At 40.3% G+C, this 18,986-nt stretch carries 18 protein-coding genes; 16 read left to right on the top strand and 2 right to left on the bottom strand.

The annotated features are described in order from the left end of the window. Positions 1–7: 7 nt before the first annotated feature. From J1N51_RS04640 to J1N51_RS04625, 4 genes are all read left to right on the top strand, one after another. Positions 8–439, top strand: a complete 432-nt coding sequence (locus J1N51_RS04640; RefSeq protein WP_208832809.1) for a hypothetical protein — start codon at positions 8–10, stop codon at positions 437–439. Positions 440–671: 232 nt separating this feature from the next. Then, positions 672–1,886 carry an ABC-three component system protein gene (locus J1N51_RS04635; protein ID WP_208832808.1) on the top strand — a complete coding sequence of 405 codons (1,215 nt, stop codon included), beginning with the start codon at positions 672–674 and terminating at the stop codon, positions 1,884–1,886. Continuing rightward, entirely contained in the window at positions 1,879–2,343 is a 465-nt protein-coding gene (locus J1N51_RS04630) for a hypothetical protein (protein ID WP_208832807.1), read from the top strand. Before J1N51_RS04635 ends, J1N51_RS04630 begins: the two co-directional genes overlap by 8 nt. 2 nt (positions 2,344–2,345) lie before the next feature. Next, the gene (locus tag J1N51_RS04625; RefSeq protein ID WP_208832806.1) at positions 2,346–4,262 is read left to right on the top strand and encodes a hypothetical protein; all 1,917 of its coding nucleotides are present in this window, start codon (positions 2,346–2,348) and stop codon (positions 4,260–4,262) included. A 279-nt stretch (positions 4,263–4,541) separates the two neighbouring features. On the opposite strand, the gene J1N51_RS04620 is transcribed toward J1N51_RS04625, so the two are convergent. Then, the gene (locus J1N51_RS04620; protein WP_208832805.1) at positions 4,542–4,907 is read right to left on the bottom strand and encodes a DUF3718 domain-containing protein; all 366 of its coding nucleotides are present in this window, start codon (positions 4,905–4,907) and stop codon (positions 4,542–4,544) included. 355 nt (positions 4,908–5,262) lie between these two features. Between J1N51_RS04620 and recR the strand changes: the two genes are divergently transcribed. From recR to J1N51_RS04600, 4 genes are all read left to right on the top strand, one after another. Continuing rightward, positions 5,263–5,859 (top strand): recombination mediator RecR, encoded by a 597-nt coding sequence (gene recR, locus J1N51_RS04615; RefSeq protein ID WP_208832804.1) that lies wholly within the window; start codon positions 5,263–5,265, stop codon positions 5,857–5,859. Positions 5,860–6,020: 161 nt separating this feature from the next. After that, a complete protein-coding gene (gene htpG, locus J1N51_RS04610) occupies positions 6,021–7,949 on the top strand; it encodes a molecular chaperone HtpG (RefSeq protein ID WP_208832803.1) in 1,929 nt (642 codons plus the stop codon). A gap of 189 nt (positions 7,950–8,138) precedes the next feature. Then, on the top strand, positions 8,139–8,783 hold the full coding sequence (gene adk / locus J1N51_RS04605) for an adenylate kinase (RefSeq protein ID WP_208832802.1): 645 nt from the start codon (positions 8,139–8,141) through the stop codon (positions 8,781–8,783). 163 nt (positions 8,784–8,946) lie between these two features. Beyond that, complete coding sequence (locus J1N51_RS04600) at positions 8,947–9,333, top strand: MAPEG family protein (protein WP_208832801.1); 387 nt, start codon at positions 8,947–8,949, stop codon at positions 9,331–9,333. A 67-nt stretch (positions 9,334–9,400) separates the two neighbouring features. On the opposite strand, the gene rpsT is transcribed toward J1N51_RS04600, so the two are convergent. Further along, positions 9,401–9,661 carry a 30S ribosomal protein S20 gene (rpsT, locus tag J1N51_RS04595; protein ID WP_208832800.1) on the bottom strand — a complete coding sequence of 87 codons (261 nt, stop codon included), beginning with the start codon at positions 9,659–9,661 and terminating at the stop codon, positions 9,401–9,403. Between the two features lie 206 nt (positions 9,662–9,867). Here rpsT and murJ point away from each other — a divergent pair, with 206 nt between their 5' ends. The 8 genes from murJ (at position 9,868) to J1N51_RS04555 (ending at position 18,983) form a co-directional block, all read left to right on the top strand. Next, positions 9,868–11,385, top strand: a complete 1,518-nt coding sequence (gene murJ / locus J1N51_RS04590; RefSeq protein WP_208833320.1) for a murein biosynthesis integral membrane protein MurJ — start codon at positions 9,868–9,870, stop codon at positions 11,383–11,385. A 153-nt stretch (positions 11,386–11,538) separates the two neighbouring features. After that, positions 11,539–12,474, top strand: a complete 936-nt coding sequence (ribF, locus tag J1N51_RS04585) for a bifunctional riboflavin kinase/FAD synthetase (RefSeq protein WP_208832799.1) — start codon at positions 11,539–11,541, stop codon at positions 12,472–12,474. Between the two features lie 2 nt (positions 12,475–12,476). After that, positions 12,477–15,314, top strand: coding sequence for an isoleucine--tRNA ligase (gene ileS / locus J1N51_RS04580; RefSeq protein ID WP_208832798.1), 2,838 nt, complete (start codon positions 12,477–12,479; stop codon positions 15,312–15,314). Beyond that, positions 15,314–15,817 (top strand): signal peptidase II, encoded by a 504-nt coding sequence (lspA, locus tag J1N51_RS04575; RefSeq protein ID WP_208832797.1) that lies wholly within the window; start codon positions 15,314–15,316, stop codon positions 15,815–15,817. Before ileS ends, lspA begins: the two co-directional genes overlap by 1 nt. A gap of 45 nt (positions 15,818–15,862) precedes the next feature. Beyond that, a complete protein-coding gene (gene fkpB, locus J1N51_RS04570) occupies positions 15,863–16,297 on the top strand; it encodes an FKBP-type peptidyl-prolyl cis-trans isomerase (RefSeq protein ID WP_208833319.1) in 435 nt (144 codons plus the stop codon). Between the two features lie 8 nt (positions 16,298–16,305). Next, a complete protein-coding gene (gene ispH, locus J1N51_RS04565) occupies positions 16,306–17,235 on the top strand; it encodes a 4-hydroxy-3-methylbut-2-enyl diphosphate reductase (RefSeq protein ID WP_208832796.1) in 930 nt (309 codons plus the stop codon). Positions 17,236–17,433: 198 nt separating this feature from the next. Beyond that, positions 17,434–18,129, top strand: coding sequence for a type IV pilus modification protein PilV (gene pilV / locus J1N51_RS04560; RefSeq protein WP_208832795.1), 696 nt, complete (start codon positions 17,434–17,436; stop codon positions 18,127–18,129). Then, positions 18,126–18,983 carry a PilW family protein gene (locus J1N51_RS04555; RefSeq protein ID WP_208832794.1) on the top strand — a complete coding sequence of 286 codons (858 nt, stop codon included), beginning with the start codon at positions 18,126–18,128 and terminating at the stop codon, positions 18,981–18,983. The genes pilV and J1N51_RS04555 overlap by 4 nt, the downstream gene beginning before the upstream one ends. Positions 18,984–18,986: the final 3 nt, after the last annotated feature.

The following is an 18,986-nucleotide window of genomic DNA, read 5'->3' as shown; positions in this document are numbered from 1 at the left end:
TAGTTCTATGAACGATATTTACAATCAACTTTCACCAGTAGCTAGACTCTTGGTAGATAAGGTTGCGCCTGCTGAAGATAGGTCTGTTACGCGAGAAGCTGATGTGAATCGCTTCATAAAAGAAGTTATACCTACTATGACTTTAACACTTCCTCCTGTGCCTGGAAGACAAAACGAACCTTTTAATTTTGTGTTTGAGAAAATAGACTTAGTCTTTGAATCAGACGTTTATGCTGTGTTCCAAGCTCGAAAGAGAAGCCGAATTTTGTTCATTAAGTTGTTTCAAAAGTCTGGTTATATAGTTAACAAACCTTTCGACGTACTAAATCCAAGTAAAGTACATAAAGAGTTTAAGTTTCCAGAGGGGAGCAGTGCTATTGAAGGAGCTTATTATACAGATATTGGGTTGAAGTGGTTTTGGTTAAATTACCGTACATAAACATATAGCTCCTTAAAAAGGAAAAAGAGTGTTTTATAAAAATACTTGTTAAAGTTGTTTTGCTGTATATAATTACAGTGCGTTGAATGCTCTTTTACAATTTTCTTATACTTGACAAGCACATACAAAAAAAAGCAGACTGTTACCCTGGAAGGGAACTCTACTTTATTGAACAAATCGTCATTCTCTTCGTGAAGAAAGCCATAATGTATTCATAGGGATGTACGTTAATATGAACAACACTGCTGTCATTTTTATTCATGGGTTTACAGGGGGCGATGCTACCTGGGTAAATGAGAAAGGAGTTTCATTCCCTCAACTTTTAGAGACATTCCCAGAGTTATCTGAATTAGATTTTCATGAATTCGTTTACCATACTCAAATATTAAATATCAAAAATAACCCCGCAAGTAAGGTTGTTGCAGGTATATTAAATAAAGTCCTCCCATCTAAGTTCAAAATCAAGACTCCGGTTATAAAGAAAAATACACCTATAGCCGAAATTGCTCAGGAGTTATTAACTTTCGTAAAATATGAGCTTTCAGATTACTCAAATATTATTTTTATAAGCCATAGTATGGGAGGGCTTATATCGAAAAATTTGATAGTCGATGTGATTGAAAATGAAGTTGCTCTCGAGCACGATATAATAGGCTATTGTAGTCTAGCTACTCCCCACAAAGGCTCAATTCCATCGATCTTGATGGCTCCATTTAATATAAATGCCAAAGAAATGAAACCACTAGATCGAGACAATAATGCTCTTAACGATAAGTGGATTGAGCACGGTGTTAAATTGGACAAAACTCTATATGTTAGGGCTAAGAGCGATGAAGTTGTAGATGTTCCTAGCTCAATTCCATTTAATGACAATAAAAAGTTTCCATTTGATGTTGTGGAAGCCGATCACACAAGTATTTGTAAACCAAGCGACGCCTCTGACAGGGTTTGTAAAGTAGTCAGAAAATTCTTATTGGACTGTATTTCTAAAGCAAAATTAAAGAATACAAGTATGGAAAATTTTGCAGAAGAAAGTAGTTCTTATGATAAAGAAGTATTTGTCATTAAGCTTATGCTCGCGAAAGTGGATAGCTTACTGATAGCTGACGCCAAAGAGTCCTTTTTCTTGGCTGAGATAATTGAAAAGCAAGCATCAAAATCGGACAGAAAAATTATTGAAGATCTAACTTTAAGAGTTCTAAGTGTGTATAAAAATATAGCGGGGGCTGGCTCAACATTAACTAGCAGTGAACTAGTCAGCAAGATTCATGAACGAATAATGACTAATGATAAGCATGCCTTAGATTGTGCGATTAAGTATGTGAGTTTCATGCACAAAAAGGGGTTTCTTCATCAAAAGGCAAATCAGGAAAATTTAACTGTAAATTGGTCTAAGGATGTTTCACTGGCTGATATTGAGTCATATAGAGATTTGGTAAATGATTGATTATAGAGAGGAAATGGATTTTAAATTGGCGCTTGTACTTTTTTTAGTTGTGAACTTTGCCGAGAATAAGAATGGCAAAAAGTTGCTAACAATTGAAAAGCTTAAGTTACTAATTTTGACGTGTTTATCGCCAAAAAAGTTAGATATTGTTTCCAGAAAGTTAAACGATAAAAAAATAAACTACTTGAAAAATGTATTTTACGATGACTCATCAGAAATTTTTGATGCAGATGGCTTAAGAGAAGCTGCTTTACTTGTAGCTTATATGTGTAACCGAAATTATTTAAAAATCGAAAAACAAGAATCTAAATATATTGTTTTAGGAAATATGGCCTCTGACTTATCAAAAGTCATAAATGAATCTGTTCCTCAGTATTTGTCCAAAAATATTAAGGTAATAAAGTCAATATCAGGAAAAAGTGAATCTCTGATAACCAAAGCATTACTGGAAGCATAGCGATGGAAAGTTCTTATTTAGTTGTAAATAAAATTTTAATAAAAGGAATTGAGCAGACATACCAATGTGAATTTGAACAAGGTCTCAATATTATTTGGGGAGACATGGACTCTGGTAAATCGAGTATTTTGAACCTAATTGATTATTGCCTAGGTGGAAAAGGAACCGAACTTGATTATGATGAAATCAAAAGTAAAGGCCGAGTTGCTTATTTAGAAACTGATTTAAATGGAAGTATTACTACGTTTGAGCGGGTATTGCACCATGATGATAGTCTTATCAAGGTCTACAATTCAGCGTATAGCGAGATTGATTCAATTTATCCAAAGCTATGTAGTCCAAGTGTGACCGTGGAACAACCTGATGGATGGATTTCAGATTTAATATTGGAAAAGCTTAATATTCCGAAAGTTAAGATTAAAGAGTCCAAGTTGAGAGATGATGCTACTGCATACAGACTTAGTTTCAGAGACCTCATGAAGTTACTTTATTTGAAACAAAAAAAAGTTGCGAGTGAGAATCTTATGGATGCAGCCAACGGGGCTCTTTTAAATAAGAATGTTGAAATACAAAAATTTGTATATGGTGTTCATGATGATCAATTATCTGAGTTGAATATAGAGTTACAAAATAATACTCGTCGTTTGAATGAGTTAAAAACAAAAGCTGACAATATAAGAGAGTTTTTAAAATCTACAGACTCTCTAAATGTGAACGATTCTGAATTGGTTGAATTGAGAAGTAACCTCAAAGATATAGATAACGAAATTAAAAAGTTAAGCAACGAACAAGGGTTGGCTAGCCTAATTTCACAGGAGTTTAGAAAACAACTGAATGAATTTGAGGGACTTTTGACTTCGAACAAAAAGAAATATCAAAAAAATAAAAAAAAGTTAGAAAATTTCATAAGACTTAAATCAACTTATGAGCACGACCTTCAATGCTTAAGTGCTTCAAGTTCATTTAAGGCACATAGCGTAAAAACCGATAGAGATTTATCTTTTGATTGCCCTTTATGTGAATCAAAATTAGAAATTAACTCGCCAGTATTGAGTGAAACTGACTTGGTTAGTGAAAATAGGTCGCTTAAAAATAGGATTCAAGGTTGTAAGTCCTCAATCAATTCACTAAATGACCAGCAGGACGATTTACTGGCAGATATAAAAGAATTGGAATTAACAATAGCGGATATCAGGGGGGAATTTGACAAGAATAGTATTTCAAAGATATCTCCTTTGGTCGAATCAATTAATACACTTCATAACACCAAAAAAGTTGTTTACTCTCAACTAGCTAGTATTGAAAAAAACATTAAATTGAAGAACAAGCTTCTTGAATCTACAGAAGAAATTGCCAACAAGGAAACAACTATTTCGAGGATCAGGGCTTCAATCAAAGATGTAGAGGAAAAGCTAAATGATTTAGATGACATTATGAATGGCTTGTCTGGAGAATTTAGATACCTTATGAGACATTCGAAGTTATCTAATAATTATGGTTCTTCTGTAGATGGGAAGTTTTTGCCGGTTTTTCGTGAAAGACCTTACAGCAATATTTCTTCAGGTGGAGTAAGAACGATCATGTCAGTCCATCTATACTTATCTAGATTAAGGTATTTGATTAAAAATGGAGGTAATTTGCCTACATTTTTGATGTTAGATACCCCGGGGCAGAATATCGGAAGATATGCTAGAGCAACTGATAATGAGGATAATTTATCAGACCCGACCATTTATGAAGAGATATATAAACAGGTCATAGATTTTGATAAACTCTCTAGGAAGAAAAATAAAGTTTATCAAATCATTGTAGTAGATAATGATTTAGCAAATTGCTTAAATGAGAGTGATTACAAATTGGTAAAACGTTTTGACAAAAGTGACTCTAGCTTTGAAAAAGGGCTAATTTTTGACGCATAATATAGATGTACTGCTTAGTTAAATTACTTAACTAAGCAGTAAACTACCCGGGGGTCAAATAGGGGTCAAAAAATCAGTGTTTTTAACTATTTTTGAGTTATGTGAAAAGTTAGCCACCACTAAACATGGGCTTTCAGCACTTATCATAACTGAATAAAAGCTTGTTTTCTTTTGGCATGAAGATGCCATTCTAAGAGCATTTGTCACTTAATCTATTAAAAAGCCCATTGATAAAACAATGGGCTTTTTTGTCTTTAATTTCTGACTACAAAACTAACGCTATTTAATGATCACATTGCCGTGATTAACTTTGGCGATATCGTAAATATAAACTGTGTTTTTCCGATACTGCTTAAGCTTCATAGCGACTACGTCATTTCCTGCATCTTCGGCAAACTGAGTAATATTAAAGCCATTGCAATACACTTTATTTGCGACAAATCGGTATTTTATAGCAAGTGGGCCTTGGAGACCGTAGTTGTGAACCTGGCGTCGAAATTTATTAATTGTGCCATCTGCTGCGGTTACACAGAGTCTGGTTTCGGGGCTGTCATCTGCAGCTACATATTGTTTTTCTTGAGACAAAACTGAGGTGGACATAAGTAGGGATACGGCGCCTACCAACAAAATATTGGATTTGATCATGGTGCTCTCCTATCTGCTTTTTAAAAGCCCTTTAATACTGGACGAGTCTTGGGGAATTTCCATACATAGGTTCTTACCGAATGTAACTTAATATAATGGCTTTGAGCATTAGAGAAGGCTAATTCATTTGAGAAAAGAAATGTTTGCCGGAGCAAATTTGAAACATCGAAATTTTAGGTGAAATATCCTGTTACATATAGTGACAGTGCGATTACTTTGAAGAGGCTTTAAAGGCTAATTGACCGTTAAAAATACAGCCATAAGTCAATTCGCATAGCGTTTATGACATTGCGTTTGTGCAGACAAAGAGGCAAAATGATCACTTCTGTTAGGCGGTTTGTTTTTAAGGTGAAATGTGCAAACTTCGTTGTTAGAAAAGTTAATTGATGAGCTCCAATGTTTGCCAGGTGTTGGCCCTAAAACTGCACAACGTATGGCTTATAACCTGTTGCAACACAAGCGCCAAGCGGGTATCGACTTAGCTGCGACGCTCAACAAGGTAATGGTCGAAGTGGGCCAATGTCAGTCTTGCCGCAATTACACCGAAAACGATCTATGTGACATTTGCCTCAACCCAAGACGCGAGCAACAAAATCTATTATGCGTTGTGGAGACGGTGTCAGATTTAGCTGCGGTGGAAAATAGTGGTCAGTACTCGGGGCGTTATTTTGTGTTACACGGGACGCTTTCTCCAATTGATGGTATTGGTCCGAGTGAGTTGGGTTTAAGTGAGTTAGAGTCTTTGATGTCTCAAGGTGGCGTAGAAGAAGTTATTTTAGCCCTTAATCCATCGGTCGAAGGTGAGGCCACGTCTCATTATATTGCTGATATCTGTAAATCTAACAATGTCGCTATTACTCGAATTGCCCATGGTATTCCGGTGGGTGGCGAGCTCGAAATGGTTGATACCTCAACCATTAGTCACGCTCTAATGGGCAGAAAGCAGTTTTAACTAACCATTTGATTGTTCATGCTTTGTGCAACCAATTCAAATTCACAGGTTTTTTTTAAGGTTTTGTAAAATTAGCCTTGAAAACCTCTCAGGCTATTCCTATTTAGTTGTCATTACCGAATAACACTCAGTGATGTTTAACTTAATAGGAGACCCTGACCATGGCAGAAGCAGCCACTCAAGGTAAACAAACTCACGGCTTTCAAACCGAAGTAAAACAATTATTACAACTTATGATCCACTCTTTGTATTCGAACAAAGAGATCTTCCTTCGCGAACTTATTTCTAATGCGGCTGATGCGGCAGACAAATTGCGCTTTGAAGCCTTGTCTAACGGCGAGTTATTCGAAAACGACGCTAACTTACGCGTTCGTGTTTCTTTTGATGCAGATAAAAATACCGTAACTATCGACGATAACGGTATTGGTATGAACGCCGAAGACGCTGCAAACCACTTAGGTACTATCGCTAAGTCTGGTACAGCCGACTTCTTCAAAAACCTAACTGGCGACAAAGCTAAAGACTCTCAACTTATCGGTCAATTTGGTGTCGGTTTTTATTCAGCGTTTATTGTTGCTGATAAAGTTGTTGTTCGTTCGCGTAAAGCTGGTGATTCAGCTGACAACGGCGTTGAGTGGACGAGTGAAGGTGAAGGCGAATACACTGTTGAGACGATTAACAAAGAATCTCGTGGTACAGAAATCACGCTTTTCTTAAAAGACGATGAAAAAGAGTTTGCGGACGACTTTAAACTTCGCACTATCATCAAAAAATACTCAGACCATATCTCCACACCTGTGGAAATGTGGAAAGAGGGCACTCCAGAGTCGGAAGGTCCGGACGGCAAGAAAATCGAAGCGACAGAAGGTCAGTGGGAAGTTATTAACAAAGCTGACGCTCTATGGACACTTGATAAGTCTGAGCTTAAAGACGAAGACTACAAAGAGTTTTACAAGCACATCAGCCATGACTTTGAAGATCCGCTAACTTGGGCACACAACAAGGTAGAAGGTAGCAGTGAATATACCTCGTTACTTTACATTCCTAAGCGTGCGCCATTTGATTTGTGGAACCGCGATAAGCAACGCGGCTTAAAGCTATACGTTCAGCGTGTATTTATTATGGACGACGCCGAGCAATTTATGCCGACGTACCTACGCTTTGTTAAAGGTCTGATTGACTCAAATGATCTGCCTTTGAACGTTTCTCGTGAAATTTTACAAGACAACAAGGTCACTCAGAGCTTACGCAAGGCATGTACCTCTCGCGTATTAAAAATGCTTGAGCGCATGGGCAAAAATGACAAAGAAAACTACCAAGTATTCTGGAACGAATTTGGCCAAGTGTTAAAAGAAGGCCCAGCTGAAGATTTTGCCAATAAAGAGCAAATTGCCAAGTTACTTCGTTTTGCATCAACTCACAATGACGATGCAACACAATCGGTTAGCTTCCCAGACTACGTAGAGCGTATGAAAGAAGGTCAGGATAAGATTTATTATCTAGCTGCCGATTCTTTTGAAGCTGCGTCTAGCAACCCTGCCCTTGAGATCTTCCGCAAGAAAGGCATCGAAGTTGTCCTTATGTACGACCGCATCGATGAGTGGTTGATGTCTCACTTAACCGAATTTGACGGTAAGCAATTAGTGTCAGTAACTCGTGGTGATCTTGACCTAGGTGACTTAGAAGACGAAGAGTCTAAAAAGGCTCAAGAAGAAGCAGATAAACAGTACGAGTCATCTGTAGCGCGCTTTAAAGAAGCATTGACGGACAAAGTCAAAGAAGTAAAAGTTTCACACCGTCTAACAGATTCGCCTGCGTGTATTGTTACCGATAACTCTGATATGAGCCCACAGATGATTGAGCTTATGAAACAAATGGGTCAAGAGGTTCCAGATGTTAAGCCGGTATTTGAGGTGAATATGGAGCACGAACTAGTTAAGCATATTGACCAAGTGCAAGATGAAGCTCAGTACAAGCAGTGGGTTGAAGTACTACTTGACCAAGCGACATTAGCAGAACGCGGAACTATTAAAGACCCAGGTTCTTTTGTTAAGCGTCTAAACAACTTGATGATGTCATTGGCAAAATAGTCAGACTAAAATTGAAAAGAGGTGTTATACACCTCTTTTTTTATGTCTAAAATTTGTTCATGCAAAGTAAAATTCACGAATACGTTAATGAATCCTTACCACTTCGCCTTGTTATCAAAGGCCTAATGTGCCAAGATTCTGACTAGAAAAATATTATATAATTAGAACCGATTTGCAGAGGAACAGTTCATGCGGATTATACTATTAGGCGCTCCAGGTGCCGGTAAAGGAACTCAAGCACAGTTTTTGATGAACAAGTTTGGTATTCCACAAATTTCTACTGGCGACATGTTACGCGCCGCAATCAAAGAAGGCACTCCGCTGGGCCTTGAAGCAAAAAAAGTGATGGACGCAGGACAATTAGTTTCTGACGATCTTATCATTGGCTTAGTAAAAGAGCGTATTGCTAAAGCAGACTGCGAAAACGGTTTCTTGTTAGACGGGTTCCCTCGTACGATTCCTCAAGCAGATGCAATGAAAGAAAACGGCATCAGCGTTGACTACTGCCTTGAGTTTGATGTACCAGACGAAGTCATCGTAGATCGCATGGCTGGCCGTCGTGTTCACCCTGCGTCAGGTCGTGTTTACCACATCGTTTATAACCCACCTAAAATCGACGGTAAAGACGACGAAACAGGTGACGAGCTGGTTATTCGCGATGACGATCAACCGGAAACAGTACGTAAGCGTTTAGGCGTTTATCACGAGCAAACTCAGCCATTGGTCGCTTACTATAAGGCAGAAGCCGAAGCGGGTAACACTCAGTTTGCTACTATCGACGGCACGCAGCCAGTTGATAAAGTGAGCCAAAAGCTTGCTGAAATTTTAGCGTAAAGCTAACTAAGCTTCTCAAAACGCCACCTTTTAAGGTGGCGTTTTTGTTTATGACCTAGTGCGCTTTTATCTAATTCGAAAAGGGCGTACATTAAGAGTTAAAGGCATTCATTTTAAAATAACAAAAATAGCAGGCTTCGCTGAGCTATAAAAAGGAATAGATATGACGATTCAATACACTGCACTATATGCAGGCTTGTTAGCGCTTTTTTATGTAGCACTGTCGTTTCGAATTATTCGGATGAGGTTAAAATTTAAAATTGGCATTGGCCATGGTGAGCAAAATGAATTACACCGTGCCATACGTGTCCATGCTAACTTTGCTGAGTATGTCCCATTGGCACTGATTTTATTGGTTTTTTTAGAGATTAATCAGACGGCTTCTTGGATTTTGAATGTACTAGGTACGGCATTACTTATTGGCCGTGTGTTGCACGCTATGGGCCTAGGAAAAAGCGCTGGTACGTCGGCAGCTCGATTACTCGGAGGCGTTCTTACTTACTCTATGATGTTAGTGGCGGCCGTATTGAACGTTTTAGCGGTTTATTAAAAACGCAATATACAGACACAAAAAAACCGGAGCATGCTCCGGTTTTTATATTAGGCTTTCACCAAAATTAAAGTGCTTTGATTTGAGCGTTTAAACGGCTCTTATGACGTGCAGCTTTATTTTTGTGGATAAGACCTTTAGTTGCATAACGGTCAAGAACTGGTACTAAAGCAGCGAATGCTTCTTGTGCAGCTTCTTTCTGACCAGCTTCGATAGCTGATACAACTTTTTTCATGAATGTACGCATCATAGAACGACGGCTTGCATTGTGACGACGAGCCTTCTCAGAAGTTATAACGCGTTTCTTAGCAGACTTAATGTTAGCCAAGGCTGACTCCTAAACTTTTTTAATTCGATTAACCGGTTTTTTAAGGCCGCAGAGTGTGCCTTTTTCACTCGCTTTTGTCAAACGATTTTATCGTAAAAGCTAATTTATAAATCGGTCAAACTCTGGCAAGCTATACGGCTGGTATTATACAGCAATTTGAAGGAAATGGAGTGGCGCTTTTAAAATCGAGTCTCATCGTTAGTTTTATGACCTTGATATCAAGGGTTTTGGGACTTGTTCGCGATGTGGTTATCGCAACCTTTGTCGGGGCTGGGGCTAATGCGGACGTGTATCTCTTTGCCAATCGCATTCCTAATTTCTTACGTCGTTTGTTTGCCGAAGGGGCATTTGCACAAGCGTTTGTACCTGTACTCTCTGAGGTAAAAGAAAAACACGGTGATGATGAGGTTCGGGTATTAGTTGCCAAAGTCTCGGGTACTTTGGGGGTAATTGTCCTATTGCTCACTTTGTTTGCGGTTATCGCTTCTCCGCTGGTGGTCATCATATTTGGTACGGGCTGGTTTATTGATTGGCTGAACGATGGTAAGCACGCAGATAACTTTGAACTGGCCTCGGTTCTGTTAAAAATAACCTTCCCTTATTTGTTTTTTATCACGTTTGTTGCTTTGTCAGGCGCAATTTTGAATGTGTATAACCGCTTTGCGGTTGCGGCATTTACGCCTGTGTTCCTAAATATTTCAATTATCACTTGTGCCATTTTATTCATTGATAGTTTTTCAGACCCTGCCTATGCACTTGCCTGGGGTGTCTTTGTCGGTGGTTTAGTCCAGTTTTTATTTCAGCTGCCGTTTTTATATCGTTCAGGGTTGTTAGTTAAACCTCAGTGGGGGTGGCATGACGAGCACGTCACTAAGATACGTATGCTGATGCTGCCTGCGTTGTTAGGAGTTGGTGTTCATCAGCTTAATGCATTAGTTGACACTGTGATAGCGTCGTTTTTTGATGAAACAGGCTCTATCAGTTGGCTTTATTATGCAGACCGTTTGATTGAATTTCCGCTCGGTTTATTCGGGATAGGTATTGCGACTGTGATCTTGCCAAGTCTATCAAGGCTACACAGTGCCAATGACCCTGCCAAATTTCAACAAACTATGGACTGGGCGTTAAAAATGGTGTTGTTGATGGCTTTTCCTGCAATGGCAGGACTGATGGTATTAGGGCCTCAAATTATCGATTTACTTTACAAACACGGTGAGTTTACCCAATACGATGCTCAACAAGTTTATTATGCAGTCGTAGCTTACAGCTCGGGATTGGTAAGTTACATGTGCGTAAAAGTTTTAGCGCCAGGTTACTTTGCTCGACAAGATACTAAAACACCGGTTCGATTAGGCATCATCGCTATGTTATCAAACATAGTGTTTAACTTTATGTTAGCGCCGTTTTACGGTTATGTAGGTTTAGCCGTAGCAACAGCGATGTCGGCAACAATGAATGTTGCTATGTTATACATTGGATTGCACAAACAAGGTGTTTATCGTCTAACTGCTGGGACTGTAACTTGGATCGTTAAAGTAATCATTGCGACCCTAGTAATGACCTCGGCGGTGTGGTTGTTACGAGAACAATTTACCCTTGGCGAACAAGGTATTGCGAAGCAAGCGACAGTATTGTTTAGTTTAATTGGTGTTGCAGGTGTTGGTTATTTTGCTACTTTGATTATCCTCGGCGCAAGGAAACGTCACTTTGTCTTGAGCAACTGAGTTGTGAACAGCTGAGTTAACTTATCAGAACAATCCTAGCAACATGATCAAATTAATCGGAATTATCTTATTTTATCTGCGATTCCCGGGTAGTAATTAACCCGGGATTGCCGTTATAATTCGTCGGTTTTTTAACTAAAAATTGAAGGTTCAATGGAGTTAGTTCGAGGTATTGTCAATTTAACCGAACAACACAAAAATTGTGTGTTAACGATTGGTAATTTTGACGGTGTACATATTGGTCATCAGCACGTCTTAGATAAATTGCGCGAAGAGTCAAAACGACACGGGGTTCCCTCGGTGGTTATGGTGTTTGAACCGCAACCACAGGAAGTGTTTTTGGGTGACAATGCCGCAGCTCGAATTTTAACCTTCAGAGATAAATACCAAAAACTCAAAAAAATGGGCATAGATCGTTTGTTGGTCGTTCATTTTAATAAAGAGTTTGCGGCTATGTCGCCTTTGGCGTTTATCCAAGATTTGTTGGTGACTAAGCTTGGAGTTAAGCACCTTATTGTTGGCGATGACTTTCGTTTTGGTCAAAAGCGTGCAGGTGACTTTGATCTTCTTAAAGCGCAGTCACAACAATTGGGATTTACTGTTGAAGACAGTAAGACATTTTTGTTTTCAAAACAAAGAGCCAGTAGCACCGCTGTTCGTGAATACTTAGAGCTTTCTGACTTTGCTTCGGCCGAACAACTGTTAGGTGAGCCGTTTGAAATGAAAGGCAAAGTTATCCACGGTGAAAAAAATGGTAGAAAATTTGGTTTTCCTACCGCGAATGTCGCTGTAAAGCGTCGTGTATTACCAATTAAAGGGGTATTTGCCGTACAAGTGGGGTTAGAAGGTGAAACCTTATTTGGGGTGGCGAATATCGGCAACAAACCAACATTGAATGGTATTAAGCCGGTACTAGAGACACATATTTTTGACTTTGACCGCAATCTTTACGGGCAAAGGATCTCGATTCAGCCTCTATTCAAAATTAGAGACGAACAGAAGTTTGAATCGATAGAACAATTAATTTCGCAAATACAAGAGGATGTGGCACAGGCCAAGTCCAAATTAAGTCAATATGGAATCAAATAACCATGAGTGATTACAAACATACTCTTAACTTACCAGAAACAGCGTTTCCTATGCGTGGAAACTTGGCTCAGCGCGAGCCAAAAATGTTGGAAGAATGGCAAAAGAAAGATTTATACAGCCAGATTAGAAACGCTAAAAAAGGTAAAAAGAGCTTCATTTTGCATGACGGTCCTCCGTATGCAAACGGCGACATCCATTTAGGTCACTCAGTTAACAAAATTTTAAAAGATATTATTGTTAAAGCCAAAACACTGTCAGATTTTGACTCTCCGTACGTTCCTGGTTGGGATTGCCACGGCTTACCAATTGAGTTGATGGTAGAAAAGAAAGTTGGCAAGCCTGGTAAAAAGGTAACTGCTGCTGAATTTCGCCAGAAGTGTCGCGAGTACGCTCAACGTCAAATCGATGGTCAGTTAGCTGGCTTTGTTCGTTTAGGTGTGGTTGGTGATTGGGACAACCCATACAAGACAATGGACTTCAAATCTGAAGCCAACATCATCCGTGCGTTAAGTAAGATCATTGAAAACGATCACCTGCAAAAGGGTGCTAAGCCGGTTCATTGGTGTACAGACTGTGGTTCTGCACTAGCTGAAGCAGAAGTTGAATACAAAGACAAAGTATCGCCTGCTATTGACGTAATGTTCACCGCAGAAGACAGCGATGCGTTAGCCGCTAAGTTCTCTCACCCAGAGGGACATGCCAGTCAAGGCGATGTGTCATTAGTTATCTGGACGACAACACCTTGGACACTTCCGGCTAACCGAGCGATTGCTGTAGGTGCGGACGTAGAATACGTATTAGCTCAAGTTGAAGAATCTGATATTCAGGGCCAGCCGTTCCGTTTAGTGGTTGCTGCGCCATTACTTAATGACGTAATGGACCGTTACGGCATCACTAAATATCACGCACTGGGCTACTGTAAAGGTGCTGACTTAGAGCTTAGCAAAGTAAATCACCCATTCCTTGATTTTACTGTTCCTGTCATTTTGGGCGATCACGTTACAACGGACGCAGGTACAGGTTGTGTTCATACTGCACCTGGTCACGGTCAAGAAGACTACACAGTTGGTTTACAATACAAAATTGAAGTCGCTAATCCAGTAGGCCCGAATGGTGTCTATGTCGAAGGTACTGACTTTTTTGCCGGCCAACACATCTTTAAAGCGAACGACAACATCATCGAGCTGTTAAAAGAAAAACAGAAGTTGATGAAGCATGTGTCATTTGAGCACAGCTACCCACACTGTTGGAGACATAAAACGCCAGTTATTTTCCGTGCGACACCGCAGTGGTTTATCGGTATGGACAAAGCGGGCTTGCGCTCTAAATCTATCGAACAAATCAAAAAGACCGAGTGGATCCCAGAGTGGGGTGAAGGCCGTATTGAAGGCATGGTAGAAGGTCGTCCAGATTGGTGTATTTCACGTCAACGTACTTGGGGTGTGCCAATCACTCTATTTATTCACAACGAAACTGACGAGTTACACCCTGATAGCGTTGCGCTAATGGAAAAAGTGGCTCAAAAAGTAGAAGAAAGCGGTATCCAAGCATGGTGGGATTTAGACTCTGCTGAGCTGTTAGGCGATGACGCTGCGAACTACCGCAAAGTCGAAGACACATTAGACGTGTGGTTTGACTCTGGTGTAACTCATCACTTTGTAATTGATGCACGTGAAGAATTCAATAAGTCTGCAGATTTATACCTAGAGGGTTCTGACCAACACCGTGGTTGGTTTATGTCTTCTTTGATGACATCTGTGGCAATGCATGACACTGCACCGTATAACCAAGTACTTACACATGGTTTCACGGTTGATAAAAATGGTCACAAAATGTCTAAGTCTTTGGGTAACGTAGTTTCTCCAAAAGATGTGACAGGTAAATACGGCGCTGACATTTTGCGCTTGTGGGTTGCTTCTACTGATTATACGGGTGAGATGACGGTTGATGATGAAATCTTCAAACGCTCAGCGGACACATACCGTCGTATTCGTAACACGTCACGCTTCTTGTTAGCTAACCTTAATGGCTTTAACCCAAAAACTGACTTAGTTAATGAGTCAGAAATGGTTGCACTGGACCGCTGGATTGTTGGTCGTGCAGCAAGACTTCAACAAGAGATTGTTGCAGCGTATGACAAGTACCAGTTCCACGTTGTTATGCAAAAACTAATGAACTTCTGTTCAGTAGATTTGGGTAGTTTCTACCTTGACGTAATCAAAGACCGTCAATATACAGCAAAAGCAGATTCTACAGCACGTCGTTCTTGTCAAACTGCGCTTTATTATATTGCTGAAGCAATGACGCGCTGGATGGCGCCAGTATTATCATTCACAGCTCAAGAGATTTGGGCTGAATTACCAGGTGAACGTGAAGAGTTTGTATTCACTGGTGAGTGGTACAAGGATATTGAAGCCTTCACTGCAGATACTGAATTAGGTGATGAGTACTGGACTCAAGTTCTTGCCATCAAAGAACAAGTTAACCGCGCATTAGAAGTTGCTAAAAAAGACAAGCTTGTCGGAGCATCATTAGCTGCAGAAGTAACGCTGTATGTCAGTGATTCACTAAAATCAATATTAGAGACGTTAGGTGACGAATTGCGCTTTGTATTGATTACATCAGTTGCGAAGATTGCACCTATGACTGATAAACCTGATTCGGCGTTCGATTCAGAGCTTGATGGCTTGTTCGTTAGCATCGCAGCAAGTGATGCAGCTAAGTGTGACCGTTGTTGGCACCATTCTGATACAGTCGGTCAACATGAAGCACATCCAGAGCTATGTACTCGCTGTGTTGAAAACGTTGACGGTGAAGGTGAAGAAAGGAAGTTTGCTTAATGACTGAGTCAGTAAGTTCTCGCAATGGATTGTGGTTTTTACTCTTGAGTTTGTTGGTGATCGTTTTAGATCAAGCCAGCAAACTCTGGATTTTGGCCAATGTTCCACTGTATTACGATATCAATATTTTACCCATTTTTGATATTACTTACGTAAGAAACTATGGCGCTGCATTCAGCTTTTTAAGTGATGCTGGTGGCTGGCAACGCTGGTTTTTTACTGGCATAGCCGCGGTTGTTAGCGTGTTGTTAACCTACTGGATGTATAAGACCGATTGGAAAGAGCAACGTCAGTTGTGGTCATTTGGTCTGATTTTAGGTGGTGCAATTGGTAATGTGGCAGATAGGCTAGTACACGGTTACGTGGTCGATTTTCTCCATTTTTATTATCAAAACTGGCACTTTCCAGCGTTTAACGTAGCGGATATTGCGATCAGTTGTGGCGCGGCCTTACTGTTGCTCGATGGCGTTTTAGATATGAAAAAACAAAAGGTTGTGGCTTAGTGCCAGAACTCAAAGGTGTAATGAGTGAGTAATTCAACTATTCAAATGGGCAGTGAAGTGGTTTTTCACTTCACTATCAAATTGTCAGATGACTCAGTTGCTGACAGTACAAAAGTAAGTAACAAACCCGCTAAGTTAGTCATAGGTGACGGTAGCCTAACTAAAGGCTTTGAGGATTGTTTAATCGGTCTTGAAGCTGGCCAAGAAGCAGCATTTACATTGCCGCCAGAGCAGGCTTTTGGTCAACCTAACCCTGATAATATTTATTATGTAGACAGAACTAAGTTCACTGATGTCACGCCAGAAGTCGGTGCGATCATCGCGTTTACTCAACCAGATGGTAGTGATTTACCTGGGTTAGTGAGAGAGGTCGCTGGACAATCTGTGACTATTGACTTTAATCATCCATTAGCGGGGCAAACGTTAACGTTTGAAGTGGAAATTATAGAAGTTAAATCATTGGCGACAGAGGTCGAATAGGAGATTTTATGGAAATTTTATTAGCGAACCCACGAGGCTTTTGTGCTGGTGTTGACCGAGCTATTTCCATTGTTGAGCGAGCGTTAGAAGTGTTTCAGCCGCCGATTTATGTTCGACACGAAGTTGTGCACAATAAATTCGTTGTTAACGGGTTACGCGATCGCGGTGCCGTGTTTGTCGATGAGTTAGATGAAGTTCCTGATGACAGCATTGTTATCTTTTCTGCGCACGGTGTATCTCAAGCGGTTCGCAACGAAGCAAAGCGTCGAGGTTTGAAAGTGTTTGACGCAACCTGTCCATTGGTAACTAAGGTACATATGGAAGTGACTCGCGCCTCGCGAAAAGGTATCGAATGTATTTTGATCGGTCACGCAGGGCACCCAGAAGTGGAAGGCACGATGGGTCAGTATAGTAGCGAAGAAGGCGGGATTTATTTAGTAGAGTCACCATCTGATGTAGCGACACTTGAAGTCAAAAACCCAAATGAACTTTACTATTGTAGCCAAACAACGCTGTCGGTTGATGACACTGCAGATGTGATCGATGCTTTACGCGAGAAGTTTCCAAACATTGAGGGACCTCGTAAAGACGATATTTGTTATGCAACTCAGAATCGTCAAGATGCTGTTCGACAACTGGCTCAAAAAGTAGATTTAATGTTAGTCGTTGGTGCCAAAAACAGCTCTAACTCGAACCGTTTACGAGAACTGGCTGAAAAAGTCGGCACAAAGGCTTACCTGATTGATGATGCGACCAATATTGAACTTGAATGGTTAGCAGATAAACCAAACGTTGGTGTTACGGCTGGAGCGTCAGCGCCAGACGTATTGGTCCAAGGAGTGATTAGTCGCCTAAAAGAATTAGGCGCCACAAATGTAATGGAAAACCCAGGTAAAGAAGAAGATATCGTCTTTGCAGTGCCTGCCGAATTGAGATAAGCGAATATCGCTTATCTCTTCTTTAACACGTAGGAGATACAAAAGGTATAGAGTTTTTGTTTTAGGGACAGTAAAGTTTGCGAAGAAAAGTTTTTCATTGATAATTGATTATAGTACGATGAAAAATTATACAGAAAAGGTTAAGGGAACTAAGCTTAGTCTGATGGAATTCTGTCTGATTAGGTAGTAGGGCGGGCAATGAATATCTATACAAAAGGTCAAATATGGGCACAACGGGGTGTTGGGCTTATAGAAATTCTCATATCATTAGCCATCATCTCAATCGGTTTGATTGGGCTGGTTGGCCTACAATTTTCTGTTTCTACATCTAATCAAGACGCCTATGTCAAATCACAAGCAACACTCATTATTGAGAGTCTTTCCGACCGGATCAGAATTAACCGCCAATATCAAAATCGCGACGACACAACAGTACCAGCTTTAGACGCGACAGATAATGCTTACACCATTTTAAATAATTATAACTTCAGAAATTTAGATGCGTGTGATGGCAACGACTTCGATTGTTATTGCGAAGAACTTCCGGCTCCCCCAGCTGTTATGAACTGTCGAGATGAAGGAGCCGTCGATGCGGCGCTGTGTACACCTCAACAAGCTGCAGTTTTTGACGCCTATGAAGCCAGCTGCATGGCAGCAAGTATCATGGACAACATGGAGGTAGGGGTTGTGGCACTTAATCCAAACCCTGGTGCTGCTGGCGACCCAGTTGGACCAAATTCTATATTAACTGTTTATACCGCATGGCCTGCCACAATCTGGAAAAACCTAGATAAAGCAGCGAATGACATGTGCCAACAAATTTTAGATGCGCAAGGTATAGTGGGAGATTTTGAATGCGTATATATGGACTTAGTCATAGGTGATGGTCAATGATGAGACGGCAAGTTGCGGGTTTTACCATTGTCGAAGCGCTAATATCTCTAGCCTTAGGGTTGGTCATTGTTTCTGCTTTGTTACGGGTTTATCAAAGTAACAACAAAATGCAAACTTACAACTACGCGCTTTCGACTATCCAAGAAGATGGCCGCTATATTTTGTCTGTGCTTCGCCGTAGTTTGATAACAGCTGGTCATTACAACGAAGTGTCAAGTAACTTAAATAGAGATATCGACGTTGTGGTTGAGAGAGATTACATCAAGGATAATCCAATTGCAGTAGAAGGCGATTTTGTCGGTGATCCAACAGTAGGGTCAATTGACCGTGGCAATACCAATGGCGACGTTTTGACAATTAATATGATGGCCGCAACAGCATGTAATGGATCAAATTTTGATTTCGCTGCTAATGAAGAATTTCACGTTGTAAATCAGTACTTTCTAGACGGTGAAAGGCTCAGGTGTCGTGGTTATGACGGTAGGGGTCTACGCGGTCTTAAAGCGCCTCCTGCAGACCAACAAGCAATAACCTTGTTAAACAACGTTCATGACTTTCAGGTTTTATACGGGGTTTCCCAACCCATTGGTGGTGTGGAAACGGGCGCAGTTACGTCTTGGGTAACCGCCGATAGAATTGATTTATTTGACCGAGCAGACGGCAGTCAAACAGTGGTAGCGATAAAATTAGCTGTACTTATCAAAAATGACGATGACTTTTCAATCGATTCGACGAGACAGGTAAAGCTACTTGGCAACGCGGCGTACGATACACCAGATGATGGACTCTATCGTGTGTTTGAAACAACTATTTTGTTTCGAAATGCATGGTACCACTTAACGGTGGGGGGATAACAA

Origin of the sequence: Psychrosphaera ytuae (assembly GCF_017638545.1) — a bacterium.
Taxonomy (GTDB): Bacteria; Pseudomonadota; Gammaproteobacteria; order Enterobacterales; family Alteromonadaceae; genus Psychrosphaera; species Psychrosphaera ytuae.
Note: the sequence above shows the minus strand (reverse complement) of the source record. Positions and strands in the feature narration are given on the sequence as shown.

Excerpts from the sequence above, each read along its gene's own strand:
- J1N51_RS04640 (WP_208832809.1), top strand. The coding sequence starts at position 8 with ATGAACGATATTTACAATCAACTTTCACCAGTAGCTAGACTCTTGGTA.
- J1N51_RS04635 (WP_208832808.1), top strand. The coding sequence starts at position 672 with ATGAACAACACTGCTGTCATTTTTATTCATGGGTTTACAGGGGGCGAT.
- J1N51_RS04630 (WP_208832807.1), top strand. The coding sequence starts at position 1,879 with ATGATTGATTATAGAGAGGAAATGGATTTTAAATTGGCGCTTGTACTT.
- J1N51_RS04625 (WP_208832806.1), top strand. The coding sequence starts at position 2,346 with ATGGAAAGTTCTTATTTAGTTGTAAATAAAATTTTAATAAAAGGAATT.
- J1N51_RS04620 (WP_208832805.1), bottom strand. The coding sequence starts at position 4,907 with ATGATCAAATCCAATATTTTGTTGGTAGGCGCCGTATCCCTACTTATG.
- htpG (WP_208832803.1), top strand. The coding sequence starts at position 6,021 with ATGGCAGAAGCAGCCACTCAAGGTAAACAAACTCACGGCTTTCAAACC.
- adk (WP_208832802.1), top strand. The coding sequence starts at position 8,139 with ATGCGGATTATACTATTAGGCGCTCCAGGTGCCGGTAAAGGAACTCAA.
- J1N51_RS04600 (WP_208832801.1), top strand. The coding sequence starts at position 8,947 with ATGACGATTCAATACACTGCACTATATGCAGGCTTGTTAGCGCTTTTT.
- murJ (WP_208833320.1), top strand. The coding sequence starts at position 9,868 with ATGACCTTGATATCAAGGGTTTTGGGACTTGTTCGCGATGTGGTTATC.
- ribF (WP_208832799.1), top strand. The coding sequence starts at position 11,539 with ATGGAGTTAGTTCGAGGTATTGTCAATTTAACCGAACAACACAAAAAT.
- ileS (WP_208832798.1), top strand. The coding sequence starts at position 12,477 with ATGAGTGATTACAAACATACTCTTAACTTACCAGAAACAGCGTTTCCT.
- lspA (WP_208832797.1), top strand. The coding sequence starts at position 15,314 with ATGACTGAGTCAGTAAGTTCTCGCAATGGATTGTGGTTTTTACTCTTG.
- fkpB (WP_208833319.1), top strand. The coding sequence starts at position 15,863 with ATGGGCAGTGAAGTGGTTTTTCACTTCACTATCAAATTGTCAGATGAC.
- ispH (WP_208832796.1), top strand. The coding sequence starts at position 16,306 with ATGGAAATTTTATTAGCGAACCCACGAGGCTTTTGTGCTGGTGTTGAC.
- pilV (WP_208832795.1), top strand. The coding sequence starts at position 17,434 with ATGAATATCTATACAAAAGGTCAAATATGGGCACAACGGGGTGTTGGG.
- J1N51_RS04555 (WP_208832794.1), top strand. The coding sequence starts at position 18,126 with ATGATGAGACGGCAAGTTGCGGGTTTTACCATTGTCGAAGCGCTAATA.